Genomic DNA, 17,189 nt, shown 5'->3' with positions numbered 1-17,189 from the left:
GGGTTTTATTTTGACTAAAAGGATTTTAATTTCCGCTTAGTCATTACAATAGAAAGAAACCGATTCCCATGATGATATAGGCAGCAAATAGAATTAGACCTTCAAACCAATTCGATTCACCATCATTCGATAAACTGATAACAAGGAGTGCTGCGGTCACCATCGCGACCAATTCTGGAATTGTAAAAACGAGCGGCATTTGCTCGGGCATAAATATCGAAATTAGCACAAGTGCGGGTGCGACAAACATGGCCACTTGCAATGTGGAACCGACTGCAATTTCAACAGACACGTTCATACGATTTTTCATAGCCATCGTAATCGCAGATACGTGTTCCGCAGCGTTCCCGACAATCGCTACGATAATGACCCCGATAAAAAGTTCTGTCCATCCAAATTGTTCGCCTAGTGTCTCAAACGTATGGACGAGACGCTCTGAAACAAATGCAACTGCTACTGTACTAAGCAGCAAGACCAGCATAGATTTCCCTTTCGTCCACTCAGGGATTTCTTCCTCTTCCACCGCTTCATCTCCGGAAGCAAATACACCGCGATGAGTAACCAGCTTGAAAAACAAACCTGACAAATAGATCGCAATTAAGATGATGGATACACTGATACTTAAGTGAAACGTTGTGGCAGGGTCCATTGTCATCGAAAATACTTCTGGAACAACAAAAGCCACAACTACTGCAAAAATCAGTAGTCCTGAGTTATAGCGGGAATCGTGAAGACTGAAATTCTGTTTTTTGAACTTCAGACCCCCTGCGAAAAATGACAATCCAAGTACGAGCAGTAAATTCCCAAGTACTGAACCTGTCAGTGATGCCAGAACAATTCCGATAAGACCGGCTTTCAGCGTGAAAATAGATATAATCAGTTCAACTGCATTGCCAAACGTTGCGTTCAGAAGACCCCCGATTCGAGGTCCGCTTACAATCGCAAGACTTTCCGTAGCCCTGCCAATGAAACCCGACAGTCCAATAATTGTTATACAGCTTAGTGCAAACATTATGAGATCCGACCAATTTAAGAAAGCACCCAGCGCAACAACGGGAACGCCTACAAAAACCACGATTGAAAAAATACGATTCATAATAATCCCCCTTTTTTATACACATTCAGTTTATTAACCTATCCTTTAATTCCCTCCTGACTTCATGAGCAAACTTTATTTTTTACTTTTAAACGAATCATTTCAATTTAATTGAAAAAATTTCTTGTAAATAGAGTTAAATATGCGTATTATAAAAAATTATTATGCAACTATGATAATGACAAACTTTTAAAAAGGAAGTGGCCAGATGAGGAATACAACAAAAGACGACATTCGAAAATATGTGATAGAGGATAATGTGAATTTCATCCGTTTGCAATTTACTGACATTCTCGGAATGATCAAGAACGTTGAAATTCCTATCAGCCAGCTTGAAAAAGCACTCGATAATAAAATGATGTTTGATGGTTCATCCATTGAAGGCTTTGTAAGAATTGAAGAATCGGATATGTACTTAATTCCCGATTTAAACACTTGGATGGTCTTCCCTTGGCCTTCAGGCACAGGAAAAGTAGCGCGTCTCATATGTGACGTATCTCTTGCGAATGGAGAACCTTTCCCGGGTGATCCAAGGGGTAACTTAAAACGAATTCTAGGCGAAATGGAAGCAATGGGATTCACCGACTTCAATTTAGGGCCTGAACCAGAATTCTTCCTATTTAAATTAGATAGTAACGGTGAACCAACAATGGAATTGAATGACCATGGGGATTATTTCGATTTCGCTCCACTCGATCTTGGTGAAAACTGCAGACGGGATATTGTCCTTGAATTGGAAGCGCTGGGATTTGAAGTGGAAGCTTCTCATCACGAGGCGGCTCCTGGACAGCATGAAATCGATTTTAAATATGCAGACGCATTAACAGCTTGTGACAATATCCAGACATTCAAACTTGTTGTGAAAACAATCGCCCGGAAACACGGTCTGCATGCAACGTTCATGCCAAAACCAATCTTTGGTGTCAATGGTTCAGGCATGCATTGCAATATCTCACTGTTTAAAGATGGCGAGAACGCATTTTTCGATGAAAACGGAGAGCGCAAATTAAGTGAAACTGCATATCAGTTCATGGCAGGTGTTCTTGACCATGTTGAAGGATTCACAGCAATTACAAATCCTACAGTCAACTCATACAAACGTCTTGTCCCAGGTTATGAAGCGCCTTGCTACATTGCATGGTCTGCACAAAACCGTAGCCCGCTGATCCGAATACCCGCATCACGGGGCTTGAGTACACGAATCGAAGTACGCTCAGTCGATTCTGTTGCCAACCCTTATCTAGCACTCGCTGCAATTCTTAAGTCTGGACTTGACGGAATACAACGTGACCTCGATCCCGGTAAACCTTGTGATCGCAATATTTATGAGATGAATGCTGCCGAATTAGAAAATGAAGGCATTGTCACGCTGCCGACTGACCTCGATCATGCATTGCTGGCACTCGGAGAAGATTCGATCATTCAAGATGCATTAGGAGCACATATTTACGCCAACTACAAAGAAGCAAAACAACGAGAATGGGACAGCTACCGAATTACAGTGCATCCTTGGGAAATTGAACGCTATATGAAGATGTACTAAAAGCATATTGGACTTGAATACAAAAAGAGGCTGGGACAAAACTCAGTAAATTAAAAAAGAACGAATCCTAAGGAATTATCCTAGGGATTCGTTCTTTTGGTATTTTAGAAAGGAAAATAGGAAGACACTCTGTTAAAATAGATTCACCACAAACCATTTAAGGAGGTCTTCCTATGTTTAAAGAGTATAACATGAATCAACTAATTTTGCCGCTCGATATGGAAATGAAGCTACAGAAAGATGATATTGCCTACGCTGTGAATGAGCTCGTGGAGTCGATCCCCGGAGAAGCCTTCACAGGCTTTTTGCGTGAAACCGGCTGCCCTGCCTATCATCCGCGCATGATGATGAAGATTTTGCTCTGCGCTTACACCCAGTCCGTGTTTTCTGGCAGAAAGATTGAAGGGCTTTTGAAAGACAGTGTCCGGATGATGTGGCTGGCTCAGGGATATGAACCAACCTATCGTACGATCAATCGCTTCCGGGTCCACCCCGAAGTGAAAGAGCTTCTTCGCCAATGCTTTGTACAATTCCGCTGCCGACTCGTAGAAGAAAAGCAAATCGAAGAAGAAGCCATCTTCATAGACGGGACTAAACTCGAAGCCAATGCTAACAAGTACACCTTCGTCTGGCGTAAAGCCGTTGAAAGATACAGTGCGAGCCTGGTCGAAAAATCGAATCAGATGTATGAGGAGCTTTTGGAAAAGAACATCATACCGGAGATCGAACGAGAAAGTTCGGACGAGCTTACCACGAACGAACTGTCCAACATCCTCAACAAGCTGGAAGATACGGTACAGACCTACGATGAAAAAATTGAAGAAAGCGACGATACAGAAGTTCGAAAAGAGCTGCGGTCGCAACGCAAGGAACCAAAACAGTATCGAAAAAAGTTCCAGGATTTTTTACAACGCAAAGAGAAATACCGGATCGACATGGCGATTTTTGGAGACCGTAACAGCTATTCCAAGACGGATCATGACGCCACCTTCATGAGGATGAAGGAGGATCATATGAGTAATGGCCAGCTCAAGGCAGGCTACAATGTGCAAGTGGCAACCGAAGGACAGTATGCGCTTGCTTACGATATCTACCCAAACCCAACGGATACACGAACACTCATCCCGTTTCTTAATCTCATCGAGAAAGACTATTTCGAGCTGCCGGAGTACATAGTCGCAGATGCTGGTTATGGCAGTGAACAGAACTATGGAGATATCCTTGAAAACAGAAAGCGTACACCATTGATCACCTATAATCAGTATCGGAAGGAAAAGACAAAGAAATACAAAGAAGATCCGTTCAACACAATGAACTGGGCTTATGATGAGGAAGCGGATTCCTACACTTGTCCGAATGGCCGCAGGCTAGGATTTAGCCATTTTTCAAAACGAACCGACAAATACGGATTCACACGCGAATACAAAGCGTATGAATGCGACGATTGTTCCGATTGCCCATTGCGCTCCCTTTGTACGAAAGCGCAGGAAGGCAACAACCGGAAATTGTATATCAATGAAAAATGGGAAATGCATAAAACAATCATTCGAGCGAAGCTTTCAGAAGAGAAAACAGGTTCACTCTACGGTCAACGGAAAATCGACGTAGAACCAGTTTTTGGATTTCTGAAGGCGAATTTGGCGTTCACTCGTTTCTCTGTGCGGGGAAATGATAAGGTGAAAAATGAACTGGGCTTCGCATTCATGGCCGTGAATTTGAGGAAATACACGGCCATAAACAACATTCAGGCATCAGAAAACGGAAAGAATACGAGAAAAAAAGCGAGTGCTCACCAAAAATCGGTGAACACTCGCTTTTTTTGCTTCAATCTGACTGGTTGTGTCCCAGCCTCTTTTTAAATTAAATGTCTTTTGGTACGTAGCTCTTTTTCATTTCTTCGAATTCCTTGTCAGAGCAAAGAACGAAGTGTTCAGGAGCGATTTCACGGAACTCCACGTGCACATCTGGTCCATAGTTATGATCTTTTGGATTGTATGGAGTACGTACGCGTGAACGCTCGTAGATTGGGTCTGGAAGCGGAATTGCTGAAAGCAGTGACTTCGTATATGCATGCATCGGATTGCGGTACAGCTCATCCGCAGACGCCATCTCAACGAGTTTCCCAAAATACATAACGCCAATACGGTCAGAAATGTATTTCACCATCGATAAATCGTGCGCGATGAACAAATACGTCAGTCCGCGTTCTTCTTGCAAGTCTTTAAGCAAGTTAACGACTTGGGCCTGAATGGATACATCCAAAGCGGAAATCGGCTCATCCGCAATGATGAATTCAGGATCAACAGCAAGTGCACGTGCAATCCCGATTCTCTGGCGCTGACCGCCGGAGAATTCGTGCGGATAACGTTCGGCGTGCTCGCGATTCAGTCCAACAGTTTCAAGCAGGGAGATTACTTTTTCTTTACGCTCTTTTTTAGATTTTGCAAGACCGTTATTATCGATCCCTTCAGCAATAATATCCATAACTTTCATTCGAGGATTCAATGACGCATAGGGATCCTGGAAAATCATCTGCATTTTTCGGTTGAAATCCTTGTTTCCGGCTTTTGATTTCTTATCTTGGACATTCACTCCGTTAAAAAGCACTTCTCCATCTGTTGCATCATAGAGCCGGATAATTGTCCGTCCTGTCGTAGATTTACCGCAACCCGATTCTCCAACAAGGCCGAACGTCTCGCCTCGGTTAATCGAGAAGCTGATGTCGTCAATCGCGCGGACTTCGGACGGCTTTCCTTGATTGAAATATTGTTTTAGATTTTTAACTTCTAATAATACATCAGACATTACGCACGCCCTCCTGTTGCTTCATAGTATCTGCTGCCTGGGAAAGTACGCATACGCTCAATAATTCCTGCCGGCGGCTCCACTTGAGGTGCTTGCGGATGCAATAACCAAGTTGCCGCATAGTGCGTATCACTCACTTGGAAAAATGGAGGCGGCTGTTCCATATCAATCTTCAGCGCATACTCACTGCGAAGAGCAAATGCATCCCCTTTAGGAGGATTCAACAAATCAGGCGGTGTGCCCGGAATAGCATACAGTTTTTCTTCGTTTAGATCCATAGAAGGCATAGAACTTAATAGCCCCCATGTATAAGGATGCTGCGGATTGTAGAAGATTTCATCGACTGTGCCGATTTCAACAATCATTCCGCCGTACATAACAGCAACACGATCTGCGACGTTTGCAACTACACCCAAATCGTGTGTAATGAAGATAATTGACGTATCAATTTTCTTTTGAATATCTTTCATCAGCTCTAAAATTTGAGCTTGAATCGTAACGTCCAATGCCGTAGTCGGCTCATCCGCAATTAGAATCTGCGGATTGCATGCCAGCGCCGTTGCAATAACGATACGCTGACGCTGCCCGCCTGAAAATTGGTGAGGGTACATTTTGTAACGGTTTTCTGCATTTGGAATCCCGACCATGTTGAGCAATTCAATCGCCACTTTACGCGCTTTCGCTTTGCTCACTTTTTGGTGTTTTAAAATCGGTTCCATAATTTGTTTACCAATCGTCATCGTTGGATTCAATGAAGTCATTGGATCCTGGAAGATCATTGAAATATCTTTACCACGGATTTTTTGCATCTCTCTTTCTGGCAGCTTCGTCAAATCTTTGCCATCAAAAAGAATTTCTCCGTTTTTAAATTCAGAACTTGATTCAGGCAGCAAACGCATGATTGACTTTGTCGTAACCGACTTACCCGATCCCGACTCACCAACAATTGCAAGTGTCTCCCCTTTATTTAAATCGAAATTCACTCCGCGAATCGCTTTCACTTCACCAGCAAACGTATGGAAGGAAAGCTCTAAATCTTTAACTTGTAATATTTTACTCATTTCGCTTTCCTCCTATCAGTCTTTCATTTTCGGATCGAGTGCATCACGTAAACCGTCACCAATCAAGTTGAAGGCAATCATCAAGACACTAATAACGATGGATGGGAACAACAATACGTATGGTTGGAATTCCATAACTTTATATCCATCATTAATGAGTGTACCCAGTGACGCTGCTGGCGGCTGCAGCCCGATTCCAATGAAACTTAGAAACGCTTCAAAGAAAATTGCGTTTGGAATTGTAAACATTGTATTTATCACGATAATGCCCAATACGTTTGGCATTAAGTGTTTGCCAATTATTCTAGAGTCGTTTGTTCCTAATGTACGAGCTGCTAGTACGAATTCTTGGTTTTTAAATTTCAAAATTTGAGCACGTACAATACGAGACATTCCGATCCATCCTGTAATAGAGATGGCAATAATGATGGCCCCTATACCCGGCTCCATCAGCATGATCATGAGTATTACTACAATCAGTGTTGGTATACCAATCAAAATCTCTACAATACGCTGCATAATATCATCTGTCCGACCGCCGAAGTATCCGGAAATTCCTCCGTATAATACCCCGATCACTAAGTCAATTAGAGCTGCAACAAATGCAATGAGCAGTGAAATTTGAGTACCTTCCCAAAGCCGCGTAAATAAGTCGCGGCCTAGCCCGTCTGTTCCGAACCAATAATACTCATCCACTTTTTTCATTGCATACAAATCGACTTTATTACCGCTTAAATTACCTACACCATCCATAATCCCCAATTTTTCAATTCCAGGCATTTTAGGTGGAAGATTTGCGTGTCTTAAGTTTTGTTCCGCACCGTCATGGCCATTCAGATGGGGTCCGACTAACGCCATGATTACTAGTAATACAAGTACGATCATACTAACGATTGCCGCCTTATTTTTGCGGAGGCGCAGCCAAGCATCTTGCCAGAAACTTAAACTTGGTTTCTCAATACGTTCAGCATGAGAACTATCGATTTCAATACGTTCAAATTGATCTTGAGGCAGCTGTTCGAGATCTTTTTTCATTATGCTTTCCCTCCAGACAAGCGGATACGAGGGTCAATGACTCCATATAAAATATCCACGATGAAAATAACAACAATTAGGAATGCTGAGAAGAATAAGGTTGTACCCATAATTGTTGCAAAGTCGTTCACCATGATTGAAGAAACAAACTGCTCACCGATTCCAGGAATCGCGAATATTTGCTCAACTACGAGTGAACCTGTAACCAGCCCTGCTGCAACCGGTCCTAAAACAGTAATCAATGGGATCAATGCATTTCGGAATGCGTGTTTAAATGCGATTTCAAATCCGTTTGCACCTTTTGCTTTCGCAAGAGTAATGTAATCAGATCCCATAACTTCAATCATTTCTGTACGGATGAAACGGGCAGACAATGCAAGTGGTCCCATTGCCAATGCGATTGATGGAAGAATACTCGATTTCCAGCCGTCATTCCATAGTCCAACCGGTAAAAGGTGCCACTGTGAAGCAATGTAATATTGTAGCATCGTTGCAAAAACGAATGAAGGAATCGAGATTCCTAATATCGCAAAGAACGTGCTCCCATAATCCCAGAAAGTATTTTGTTTTAATGCCGCAATCATACCAAGCAATATCCCGATTATCGTACCGAAGACCATCGCCTGGGCTCCAAGTATAAAGGAAGGCTTAATGCGTGAAGCAAGAAGGTCATTTACACTTTTATTCTTAAATGCAAACGAGGTCCCTAAATCACCTTTAGCCAAGTTCTTCATATAGATTGCGTATTGAACTGGTTTCGGCTTATCAATACCATACTTCTTCTCAACATTTTGTTTCTGAGTTTCAGTCAATTTGCTATACGAAGCAATTGGCGAACCCGGTAATGTTTGCATTAAGAAAAATGTTGCAGTCGCAATTAGAAACATTGTTATAAACATATAGATAATTCGTTTTCCGACATATTTAACCATGGTGCACCTCCAGATCTATGTACTGATTTATATGAAACCCACGTGACGGTTATTTTTCAGAATGAAAGCACTTACAAAAAATTCACAAAACTCACTATTATTAAAAAGAGAGTATATGGCGTTAACCCACCATATACTCCCGTTATTCAGCTGTCTAACGTTTATTCTTTACCTGAAATATAAGCCCACTTGAAGCTATAGTCAGCACCGAATGGGTGACTTACTAAACCTTTGAAGTATGGTTTTTCAAGGAAAATTAATCCACGCTGATAAATCGGTGCAATTGCCGCATCCTCATCAAGAAGGATTTTTTCAGCTTTTGCAAAAGCTTCATAACGCTCTGCTGGCTTCAAAGCAAGATCTCCTTTTGAATCAGCAATCAACTTGTCATATTCTGGGTTTGAGTATGACATTAAGTTGTTAGTTCCATCAGTAACGAACAAGTCTAGGAATGAAATTGGGTCTTGGAAGTCAGGGCCCCAACCAGAAATTTGAATATCATAGTCTTGGTTACCGTCAAGTTCAAGACGAACTGCGAAAGGAACTTCTTTAAGCTTGATAGTCAAGCCTTCAAGATTTGTTTCAAGCTGTGATTTGAAGTACTCGTCCATTTTCTTAGAAAGGTCAGTATCTCCGCCTAAGATTTCAAGTTCGAGAGAGTCAACTCCAAGTTCTTTCAATCCTGCTGCCCATAGATCTTTTGCTTCTTCTGCATTGTATTCTAAGTGATCTCCACTTAGTTCGCGGAAGTCTTTACCATCTTCATCGTATGCGAAATCTTTTGGTACTAGGAAGTTTGCAGGAAGTGATCCGTTAGCAAGAACAACGTCAGCAAGGTCTTCTTTTTGGAATGATTTTGCGATTGCCTTACGGATGTTTTCGTTAGCAAGCGGTGTTTCTTTACCGCCTTTTTCTTGGTTGAACTTCATGTAGAATACAGAAGTTTCCGGTTGAAGGACAGCCTCTTCATCTGTAGAATACTGCATTGCCAAGTCGCCAGATACTCCAGCGCGGTCAAGCTTTCCATCTTTGTAAAGTTTAACAGCAGTTGCTGAATCTTGAACAACGTTTACATTGATTTGTGTAAGCTTTACGTTCTCTGCATCCCAATACTCATCATTCTTCTTGTAAACCCAGCTTCCGCCAGTTCCGTCCCAGTCAGTAAGTGTGAATGGTCCGTTATAAAGAAGGTTATCAGAGTTTGTAGCATATGCATCGCCTTTTTCAGTTACGAATGCTTCTTTTTGCGGGTAGAATGTTCCGAATGACATCAATGAAAGGAAATAAGGAACTGGACGCTCAAGTGTAACTTCCAAAGTCTTTTCATCTTTCGCAACGATTCCAAGTTCTTTCTTATCCATTTTGCCTTCACTGATTGCTGTAGCGTTCTTAACAGTACCAGACATCATGAATGGTCCGTAAGGTGATCCAGTTGCAGGATCGATAGCACGCTGCCAAGCAAATACGAAATCTTCAGCTGTTACTGGTGTTCCATCAGACCATTTTGCATCACGAAGTTTGAACGTATACGTAAGTCCATCTTCACTTTCAGTTGCTTCTTCAGAAGCCATTGCTGGAATAGCCTTGTTTTCTTGGTCTAAACGGTAAAGACCTTCGTTAACGTTATTCAATACGTTGAATCCGACTGCATCTTCAACGATTGCTGAGTCAACAGAAGGGATTGCAGCAGATTCAGCTAAGTTCAAAATCTGCTCAGCGTCCGGCTCACCGTCTTCCTTTGCTGGTGTTTCAGTTGCATTCTCATCTTTGCCGTCATCTTTAGTTGTATCTTCTTTTTTATCATCCGTACCGCCACAAGCAGCAAGGAAGATACTTAGTACTAATGTCAGTGCCATTAGTAACAACCATTTCGTGTTCTTCAAGTTATAGCCCCCTTTTTTATAATTGTCTGAAGAATTAACACTATTTCATTATACAATTAAATTCTCTTAAGTCAAAGTGTTTTTCAAAAGAAATTTTACTAGCCATAACCAATTGACGAATGTGAATTGCCGCTAAATTGTGTCGGTAAGCGGTTTCTTGGCGTATTTTCTTTGTTAAAATTGTAATAGTATTGTATTATACATAGTGAATATAACTAGGAAATAGAAAAAGAGGTTAGAAATTTGAAAAAAGTCACACTGTTATTTTTATTTGGTCAACTTATTATTTTCATTCTATGTTTTGCTTTAAGTGACGGAATAACATTGTTAGCGTATATTAATAATTCATTTTACGTTGGCGGTCTGCTGCTCTTTGTAGGAGGAATTGTCTATATTTTCCGTACTGGTTCATTTGATTTTTTCAATAGCAGTATGAGAAAAGTATTGTCCTTCAAGCATACGAAGGAAGATTTGGAGTCCATGCGCTCCCCTTCTGAAGTATTTTCCATGAGCCCAAGAATATTGTTCCTTACTGGAATTCCAATTTTCATCATGATGTTCATTGCTATGGGTTTCTACTATAGTTGAACTTGCATGTCTTGAAGTGTTTATGCACAATGGAATAGTGGTACAACTAGGTATGTGGGTTAAGTTGCAGACGACAGTCAGAATGGAGTGGATTGTGGAATGGAAATTCTTTTGTATGTAAGTGCAGCAATTGCCGCACTATCACTTCTTCTCATCGCAATATTTGTGATTACTACTTTAAAAAGTGCTAAAGCAACGATGAATGAAGTGTCCGAAACATTAACAAGTATGCAGGGAAAGTTGAACGGCATTACCGATCAAGCAAACGAACTACTCGAAAATACCAATCGTATTACAGAAGATGTAGAGCGTAAATTGCACTCATTGAATAGTGTTTCAAAGACAGCTGAAAAATTGGACGATTCAACGGTACATATGAATAAGTCGTTTCAATCGCTGTCTGAACAAATCAGCACACCTGATCCAAAACACAAAGACTTGATGCAGAAAGCGAATACCATCACTGGAATCGCTGCCAGTATTTATTTCCGAGCAAAACGTGAAAAAGCAAAACAAACGAAAGCTTCTTATACTTCCACTCAGGGCAAGCAAAACACAGGGAGAACAGATTTACTTCCCTCTCCTCAAAAGAGATTGCCTGAACCGCAGCAAAAAAACTAACTTAGAGGTGATGTAGATGGATTGGATGGGTATCGGTGTATTGGTCATCGGAATCGCCTTTGCAGTGTTAGTAGTGATTCTGATTAAACCTCTCAAGAAACTTGGAGACGTAATGGAGAATTTAAAACAAACCACTGAAAAGTTGCCAAATGTTATGGATGACGTAACCGGACAAGCACAGCTCGTATTAAATACAAGCAACGAAACAATTGGAAACGTGAATCAGCAAGTGAACGAAATCACACCTCTTTTCAAAATCGTTGGAGATACTGGTGAAGCTGCTCGCTCCCTCACACAAAGCGCATTAATTAAAACGAATACGCTGAAAGAGAATACAGCAGACGCAGCCAACTTAACACGACGTGAAAAGTATCAAGGGCTTTACGGCTTCTTGTCATTCCTCTTCTATCTTCAGCAAAACAAGAAGGAAGTAAAAGCAGAAGCTGAATTTCTAAAGAAGTAACTTTGAGTCAGTGCATGCATGCACTGGCTTTTTTAATTTTCCTTCTTAAGGTATCAATGTCACTTGGTGTCGGCGAACTTCGCTGCCGGTGTTCCGTTAAATGATTAGATCTGCGAATCGTTTAAGTTAAATTTCTCGAAACAAAAAGCGCTGGCATCTGCCAGCGCTTTTTTCATTTTATAAGTCGTTTTTCACATACTTACCGGACTTTGCAGCAGCTGCTGCCTCCGCTTTCATCCTCTGAATATCATTGGCACGATGCTGACCTTCATTTAGCATCGTTCCCGGGCGAAGATAACTTGATGATTTTTTCATTGCTTTGCCTTTACGTACGGCAAAGTATCCTAAAGCTGCCGTTCCATATAGACCGCCAATGGATTTGTTACGAGTTTCCTCGTCCAGCCCATCTACTTTACGTTTTCCCGCATCCGTTGCGTTATGCAGTGAAGCGGTTAAGTTACGTGTCGTATTTCCGACATCCCCCACTACTTCAAACACCGGTGTCAAATTCCCTAACTTCTCATTCACATCAGACAGCGTATCATTGGAATGCCGGATCAGTTGTCCAGTTTCTCCCAGGATTCCATCCAATTGATCTGGGAGCTGATCAAGCGTTTTGTTCACACCGCCGAGTGTGCCAGCTACCCCATTTAATACGCGAGCTATGTAAATCGCAAGAATAAGAAAGGCAGCCCCTATTAAGAGTACTCCAATTCCAGTTAAACTCATCTTCATCCCTCCATCATTTCGTTACATTTTCAGCTTTTTTCCATGTAGAGAATAGGCTTGAAGCAAACTCTGCAAGCTGTATAAGTCTTACAAAAGGCTTTGTTCCCGGCAAATCCGGTAGCTTGGCATAGGTTTCCACCATTCCATGTACACTTTCTGAAGCTGTGTACACAGTATCTCCAAGGTTTTGAGCAGTTTCAGCGACGCTGTTCAAAGCATCTAATTTCACTTGTACATCGGTTGCTGAAGTTCTCGCCTCAACAATTGTCAATTCCAACTCTTTGATGGAAATATCCGCTTTGTCTGCCATACGGTTAGCAGTACTCCCGACAGTTCTCAGCAATCCTGTTATTCTTGTCAAAACAATACATAAATAAATTGCGAAAATGGCGAACGATAGTGCGATTAAAAACACGCCAATATGGACAAATGTCATTCAGCAATCCCTCCTTCCTACTTGTGTATACCACAAAACATGGTGTAGTATGCATCAATATGCCTTGAATGCACTTAAATTCACGCTTTTTGTTTACATTCAACTGTTAGCGTACAATATTAAGAAAGGAGTTGAAAGTCGGATGTACATACATGGACAAAATGTTGCTGGAATCGAAGTAGATTCAGAAACGCGTTGTTTGCATTACCATAAAGAAATTGATCGGATTGCCATCAAGTTCTATTGTTGTAATCAGTATTTCCCTTGTTTTGAATGCCATACACAATGCGGATGCGGAAAGCCAAAACCATGGCCACAAAATCACTTTGACCAAAAAGCCGTTCTATGCGGCAATTGCGGACATGAACTGACGATTCGGCAGTATTTAAGCTGCCAATCCAATTGCCCAAAGTGTCAAAGTGATTTTAATCCTGGCTGCAGCTTACATGCGCATTTATACTTTGATACGGGTGAAGGTTCCTAATTTAATAATGGTCATTATCTGCTTCTGCTCGCATAATCCGTTCTCAATGTGCGTTTTAACACTTTGCCGCTTGGGTTTTTAGGCAGCTCATTTGTGAATTCAACATACTTAGGCGTTTTAAAAGATGACAATCGTTTTTTACAGAACTCAACGACCTCATCTTCACTTAATACTTTACCTGCTTTTGGAACGATGACTGCTGTTACCGCTTCAATCCAATAAGAATCTGGAATGCTAATAACCGCCACTTCAGACACGTCTTCCATTTCGTAAATAATTTCCTCCACTTCTCTGCTGGAAACGTTGACGCCTCCGGTATTAATCATATCTTTCTTCCGATCCACAATCGTAACATATCCTTCTTCGTCCATAACCCCTAAATCCCCGCTGTGAAACCAGCCTCCCCGAAATGCTTCAGCTGTTTTTTCTGCATCGTGCAGATATCCTTTCATAGCATGGGGGGTTCGATGAACAATCTCCCCTAGCTCTCCTCGGGGCATTTCCTCATCCTGATCATTTACAATTCTGGTTTGTACGTTCAAACTTGGTAATCCTGCTGAACCAAGCTTTCTCAGCTGATCTTCAGGTTGCAGCGCTGTTGCTAGCGGTGCCACTTCTGTTTGACCATAAAAATTCCAAAGAGATGCACCGGGTAATCGTTCATTCAACTCTTTCAATATTTCCATCGGCATAATTGCGGCACCATAATAGCATTTTTTTAGTGATAACAGATCCCTTTTATCGAAGTCCTCATGGCGGAGAAGTGCAATCCATACAGTCGGAGGACAGAACAGCAACGTTGCGTGTTGCTCTTCAATCGTTTTTAAGATTGTCTCAGGAGTTGGGTATTCCAAAATGACACCCGTTGACCCTAAGTAAACACTCGGACCTAGGAAAACATGCAATTGCGCACTGTGATATAAAGGGAGCGCGTGAATGACAATATCATCCTCACTCATTTTCCCATCTACTATACAGCTGACATATTCACTTATCAGGCTTTTATGACTGAGCATGACGCCTTTAGGTCTGGACTCAGTCCCGCTCGTATATAACACATGTGCAATATCATCATCTTCAATTTGACTTTCTGGAAGTACGTCGGACTGATCCTTGCGAATTTTATTGAGGTTTTTCCAGTCTTCAACGTCATTTTCGTTGTTTTGTCCGATTACCACCTTTTGCTCTGCTTTATGATGAAGCATTGCCCGATCCATAATCGATGTGAATTCCTCTGAAGCAAATACTGCATGTATCTTAGCATGTTCAAGAATAAAACTAATCTCATCTTCAGTTAACATATAATTAATTGGCACCATTATTGATCCAATACGTGCTAATGCAAAGTTGAGGATGGCAAAATCCATGCTGTTTCTAGACATAACCGTGACAAAATCACCTTTTTTAATCCCAATCGATAAAAGCCCATGTGCAGTCTGATTCACAAGAACATTCAGTTCATGATAGGTGAGGCGCTGTTTTTTAAACACAAGTGCAATTTTCTTCGGAAAACGTTCACTCGTTCTTAGGAGCAAATCACCCAGCGTGTTTCTTCTTACAGATTGTACTTGATCAATAAGCCCATCAACATTGACTTGATTAGTCATCAACATCCTCCTCAATGATAGAATCTATTATAATGATAATTCAGATAACTAACTAAAACAAGAGGAGCAGATGCTTAAACTAGCAATCTGCTCCTCTTTGATTATTTACTTTTGAAATCCAACCGGATGGTTTCAACTCTTGCTTCGCTATAGGCTTTAATCAATCCAATATCTCGAACAGCCTGGCGGGTTACAATTCGTTGAGTATACTCAATTTCAAATGAGTTATCAAACGGAAAATTTTCCACACAAATTGTTCTGTTATCAGCAAACCGGACATCCATTCGATGACTGGGCAACCCTTCCAGGTATTCTGGTGAAGGAATGCCTTCCTTAAAAAATGGATGTTCTTCAGATTTCACAACGCCAGGCTCATTAATACAAGCGTATAACGAAAAGTTATCTCCCAGCTGCAGTAAGCCATAGTGTTTCTTGAAAATAAGTTCATCAAACTCTTTCTGTACATTTTTCAACCGCTTCCTGCGATTAAACTCGGCTTCTAGGAAATCGATGGCATCTGGATCTTTACTTCCGATTAGGAATTGACTGTAATGCTCACTGCAAAGAATTGCTGCATATGGATCTAACTGTTCTACCAAGTTCAATCCTTGTTTGTGAAGAATCATTTTTGCTGGAAAAGGAAAATCCGTGAAACTATAGGGTTTTTGTTTAGCATCATTCCAAAAAGGCTCTTTGTCGAATGGCAACCATCCCAGATCATGATGTTTTATGGCCATTAAGACGGAATCTCTTTTATCGATTCCTGGGAATAACTCTTTTTTCCAATGACTCATAATCCGTTCCGACAAATGACCGTGATGATCTTGTTCAATCATTACAAACTCCTCTTCCCGCTCACGTAAAATCATTTTTAACACTTCCTTTTCAAGGTCCAAGTACACTCGAAATCACAAAGATTCCACTTATTACCCCCGTCCATTTTGCCAATTCTTTTGGTAAATACAGGTCTCCGACTGCGGTAAAAGCAGTAGGTATGATGACACCGCCGCCGATGCCAGTAATCCCCCTGAAAACAATACGTTGGAAAATTGTTGAAGAGAATCCGGACAGGAATGCCCCGACCATGAAAATTCCGATACCCGCAAGCAGAAACGGTTTTCTACCGTAAATATCAGAACGTTTCCCAACGAGGATTGTTGCAACAGCCATTGTCAGTAAGTAAATTGTAATTACCCACGTGTAATAACCCATGCCGCCAAGTCGCGAAATGATTTGAGGCATGGCGACACCGATAATCGTTTGGTTGCTAGCGAAAAAACATCGTACTCATGATACCAATCATAATCGTCACTTTTTATTTCGCAATTAAATGGTTCATTGCTCGTTTCCTTTCATAATGGATATATTGACAGCTGCTTGTTCAAAGACCTCAATCAGCATCGGCAATTGGCCATCATTAAGATGAATGAAGGCTTCTGTCATTTTTGTTCTTCCTACTGCTCACAAATGCTGCAGCATTTCCCTGCCATCTTCAGTAATTGCAAGGTGTACAATGCGCCGGTCAGATTCATCACGAAGACGAGTGACATATCCATGGGCAATCAATTTATCAGACGCAACTGTCACGGCACCGGCAGTCAATCCTAGAATTTGTGCGAGCTCCGACCTTTTCAGAGGACCTTTTCGCGCTAATGTAAATACCAGATAAGACTGTGAACCTGGCAGATGCTCTTCGAAAACTTCCTTCCACATCTTGCCCATTTCCCGCGTCACATTCCAGAATAGTTCTTCAAATCTAACAAAATCCGTTTTATACACTGCAGACATAATATTCTACCTCCTTACAAGCATAAGTTCCCGTTTAGCTTGCGCCAAGCATTCAAGAGGCTTTCAATGGAAAAGACAGTGCGTAAGCGGTATGATAGAAACAATAGAGTCTACTACA

The 17,189-nt window shown here is 41.4% G+C and carries 17 protein-coding genes and 1 pseudogene; 6 read left to right on the top strand and 12 right to left on the bottom strand.

Annotation, left to right across the window (positions count from 1 at the left end; all coding sequences use genetic code 11):
• Window positions 1-43 precede the first annotated feature (43 nt).
• A complete protein-coding gene (gene cax, locus PGH26_RS07165; protein WP_431312539.1) occupies window positions 44-1,099 on the bottom strand; it encodes a calcium/proton exchanger in 1,056 nt (351 codons plus the stop codon).
• A 205-nt stretch (window positions 1,100-1,304) separates the two neighbouring features.
• On the opposite strand from cax, the gene glnA reads away from it, so the two are divergent.
• Together glnA and PGH26_RS07155 are read left to right on the top strand one after the other, a co-directional pair.
• A complete protein-coding gene (gene glnA, locus PGH26_RS07160; RefSeq protein ID WP_323693306.1) occupies window positions 1,305-2,639 on the top strand; it encodes a type I glutamate--ammonia ligase in 1,335 nt (444 codons plus the stop codon).
• Window positions 2,640-2,812: 173 nt separating this feature from the next.
• A complete protein-coding gene (locus PGH26_RS07155) occupies window positions 2,813-4,498 on the top strand; it encodes an IS1182 family transposase (protein ID WP_323693305.1) in 1,686 nt (561 codons plus the stop codon).
• A 1-nt stretch (window position 4,499) separates the two neighbouring features.
• On the opposite strand, the gene PGH26_RS07150 is transcribed toward PGH26_RS07155, so the two are convergent.
• The 5 genes from PGH26_RS07150 to PGH26_RS07130 all read right to left on the bottom strand — a co-directional run bounded on the left by PGH26_RS07150 (window position 4,500) and on the right by PGH26_RS07130 (window position 10,355).
• Window positions 4,500-5,444 carry an ABC transporter ATP-binding protein gene (locus PGH26_RS07150; RefSeq protein ID WP_323693304.1) on the bottom strand — a complete coding sequence of 315 codons (945 nt, stop codon included), beginning with the start codon at window positions 5,442-5,444 and terminating at the stop codon, window positions 4,500-4,502.
• Window positions 5,444-6,505 carry an ABC transporter ATP-binding protein gene (locus PGH26_RS07145; protein WP_323693303.1) on the bottom strand — a complete coding sequence of 354 codons (1,062 nt, stop codon included), beginning with the start codon at window positions 6,503-6,505 and terminating at the stop codon, window positions 5,444-5,446. The genes PGH26_RS07150 and PGH26_RS07145 overlap by 1 nt, the downstream gene beginning before the upstream one ends.
• A 15-nt stretch (window positions 6,506-6,520) precedes the next feature.
• On the bottom strand, window positions 6,521-7,540 hold the full coding sequence (gene opp3C / locus PGH26_RS07140) for an oligopeptide ABC transporter permease (RefSeq protein WP_323693302.1): 1,020 nt from the start codon (window positions 7,538-7,540) through the stop codon (window positions 6,521-6,523).
• A complete protein-coding gene (opp3b, locus tag PGH26_RS07135; RefSeq protein WP_323693301.1) occupies window positions 7,540-8,472 on the bottom strand; it encodes an oligopeptide ABC transporter permease in 933 nt (310 codons plus the stop codon). The genes opp3C and opp3b overlap by 1 nt, the downstream gene beginning before the upstream one ends.
• Before the next feature lie 161 nt (window positions 8,473-8,633).
• A complete protein-coding gene (locus tag PGH26_RS07130) occupies window positions 8,634-10,355 on the bottom strand; it encodes a peptide ABC transporter substrate-binding protein (RefSeq protein ID WP_323693300.1) in 1,722 nt (573 codons plus the stop codon).
• Window positions 10,356-10,598: 243 nt separating this feature from the next.
• Between PGH26_RS07130 and PGH26_RS07125 the strand changes: the two genes are divergently transcribed.
• The 3 genes from PGH26_RS07125 (at window position 10,599) to PGH26_RS07115 (ending at window position 12,027) form a co-directional block, all read left to right on the top strand.
• Window positions 10,599-10,943 carry a DUF3899 domain-containing protein gene (locus tag PGH26_RS07125; RefSeq protein WP_323693299.1) on the top strand — a complete coding sequence of 115 codons (345 nt, stop codon included), beginning with the start codon at window positions 10,599-10,601 and terminating at the stop codon, window positions 10,941-10,943.
• A 99-nt stretch (window positions 10,944-11,042) separates the two neighbouring features.
• On the top strand, window positions 11,043-11,564 hold the full coding sequence (locus tag PGH26_RS07120; RefSeq protein ID WP_323693298.1) for a DUF948 domain-containing protein: 522 nt from the start codon (window positions 11,043-11,045) through the stop codon (window positions 11,562-11,564).
• Between the two features lie 16 nt (window positions 11,565-11,580).
• Window positions 11,581-12,027, top strand: coding sequence for a DUF948 domain-containing protein (locus tag PGH26_RS07115; protein ID WP_323693297.1), 447 nt, complete (start codon window positions 11,581-11,583; stop codon window positions 12,025-12,027).
• A 177-nt stretch (window positions 12,028-12,204) separates the two neighbouring features.
• On the opposite strand, the gene PGH26_RS07110 is transcribed toward PGH26_RS07115, so the two are convergent.
• The gene (locus PGH26_RS07110; RefSeq protein WP_323693296.1) at window positions 12,205-12,756 is read right to left on the bottom strand and encodes a DUF948 domain-containing protein; all 552 of its coding nucleotides are present in this window, start codon (window positions 12,754-12,756) and stop codon (window positions 12,205-12,207) included.
• Window positions 12,757-12,769: 13 nt separating this feature from the next.
• The gene (locus tag PGH26_RS07105; RefSeq protein WP_323693295.1) at window positions 12,770-13,192 is read right to left on the bottom strand and encodes a DUF948 domain-containing protein; all 423 of its coding nucleotides are present in this window, start codon (window positions 13,190-13,192) and stop codon (window positions 12,770-12,772) included.
• Between the two features lie 142 nt (window positions 13,193-13,334).
• On the opposite strand from PGH26_RS07105, the gene PGH26_RS07100 reads away from it, so the two are divergent.
• Window positions 13,335-13,676 carry a CHY zinc finger protein gene (locus PGH26_RS07100; RefSeq protein ID WP_323693481.1) on the top strand — a complete coding sequence of 114 codons (342 nt, stop codon included), beginning with the start codon at window positions 13,335-13,337 and terminating at the stop codon, window positions 13,674-13,676.
• Between the two features lie 14 nt (window positions 13,677-13,690).
• On the opposite strand, the gene PGH26_RS07095 is transcribed toward PGH26_RS07100, so the two are convergent.
• The 4 genes and pseudogenes from PGH26_RS07095 to PGH26_RS07080 form a co-directional block, all read right to left on the bottom strand.
• On the bottom strand, window positions 13,691-15,283 hold the full coding sequence (locus tag PGH26_RS07095; RefSeq protein WP_323693294.1) for an acyl-CoA synthetase: 1,593 nt from the start codon (window positions 15,281-15,283) through the stop codon (window positions 13,691-13,693).
• Between the two features lie 101 nt (window positions 15,284-15,384).
• Window positions 15,385-16,152: a DUF3891 family protein gene (locus tag PGH26_RS07090; protein WP_323693293.1), complete on the bottom strand. Its 768-nt coding sequence runs from the start codon at window positions 16,150-16,152 to the stop codon at window positions 15,385-15,387.
• 19 nt (window positions 16,153-16,171) lie between these two features.
• Window positions 16,172-16,586, bottom strand: a pseudogene (locus PGH26_RS07085) (MFS transporter); the annotation flags it as partial.
• A gap of 158 nt (window positions 16,587-16,744) precedes the next feature.
• Entirely contained in the window at window positions 16,745-17,071 is a 327-nt protein-coding gene (locus tag PGH26_RS07080; protein WP_323693292.1) for a MarR family winged helix-turn-helix transcriptional regulator, read from the bottom strand.
• Window positions 17,072-17,189 lie beyond the last annotated feature (118 nt).

It is taken from the genome of Sporosarcina jeotgali, from assembly GCF_033304595.1.
Lineage (GTDB): Bacteria > Bacillota > Bacilli > Bacillales_A > Planococcaceae > Sporosarcina > Sporosarcina jeotgali.
This window is presented reverse-complemented; position numbering and strand designations above follow the sequence as displayed.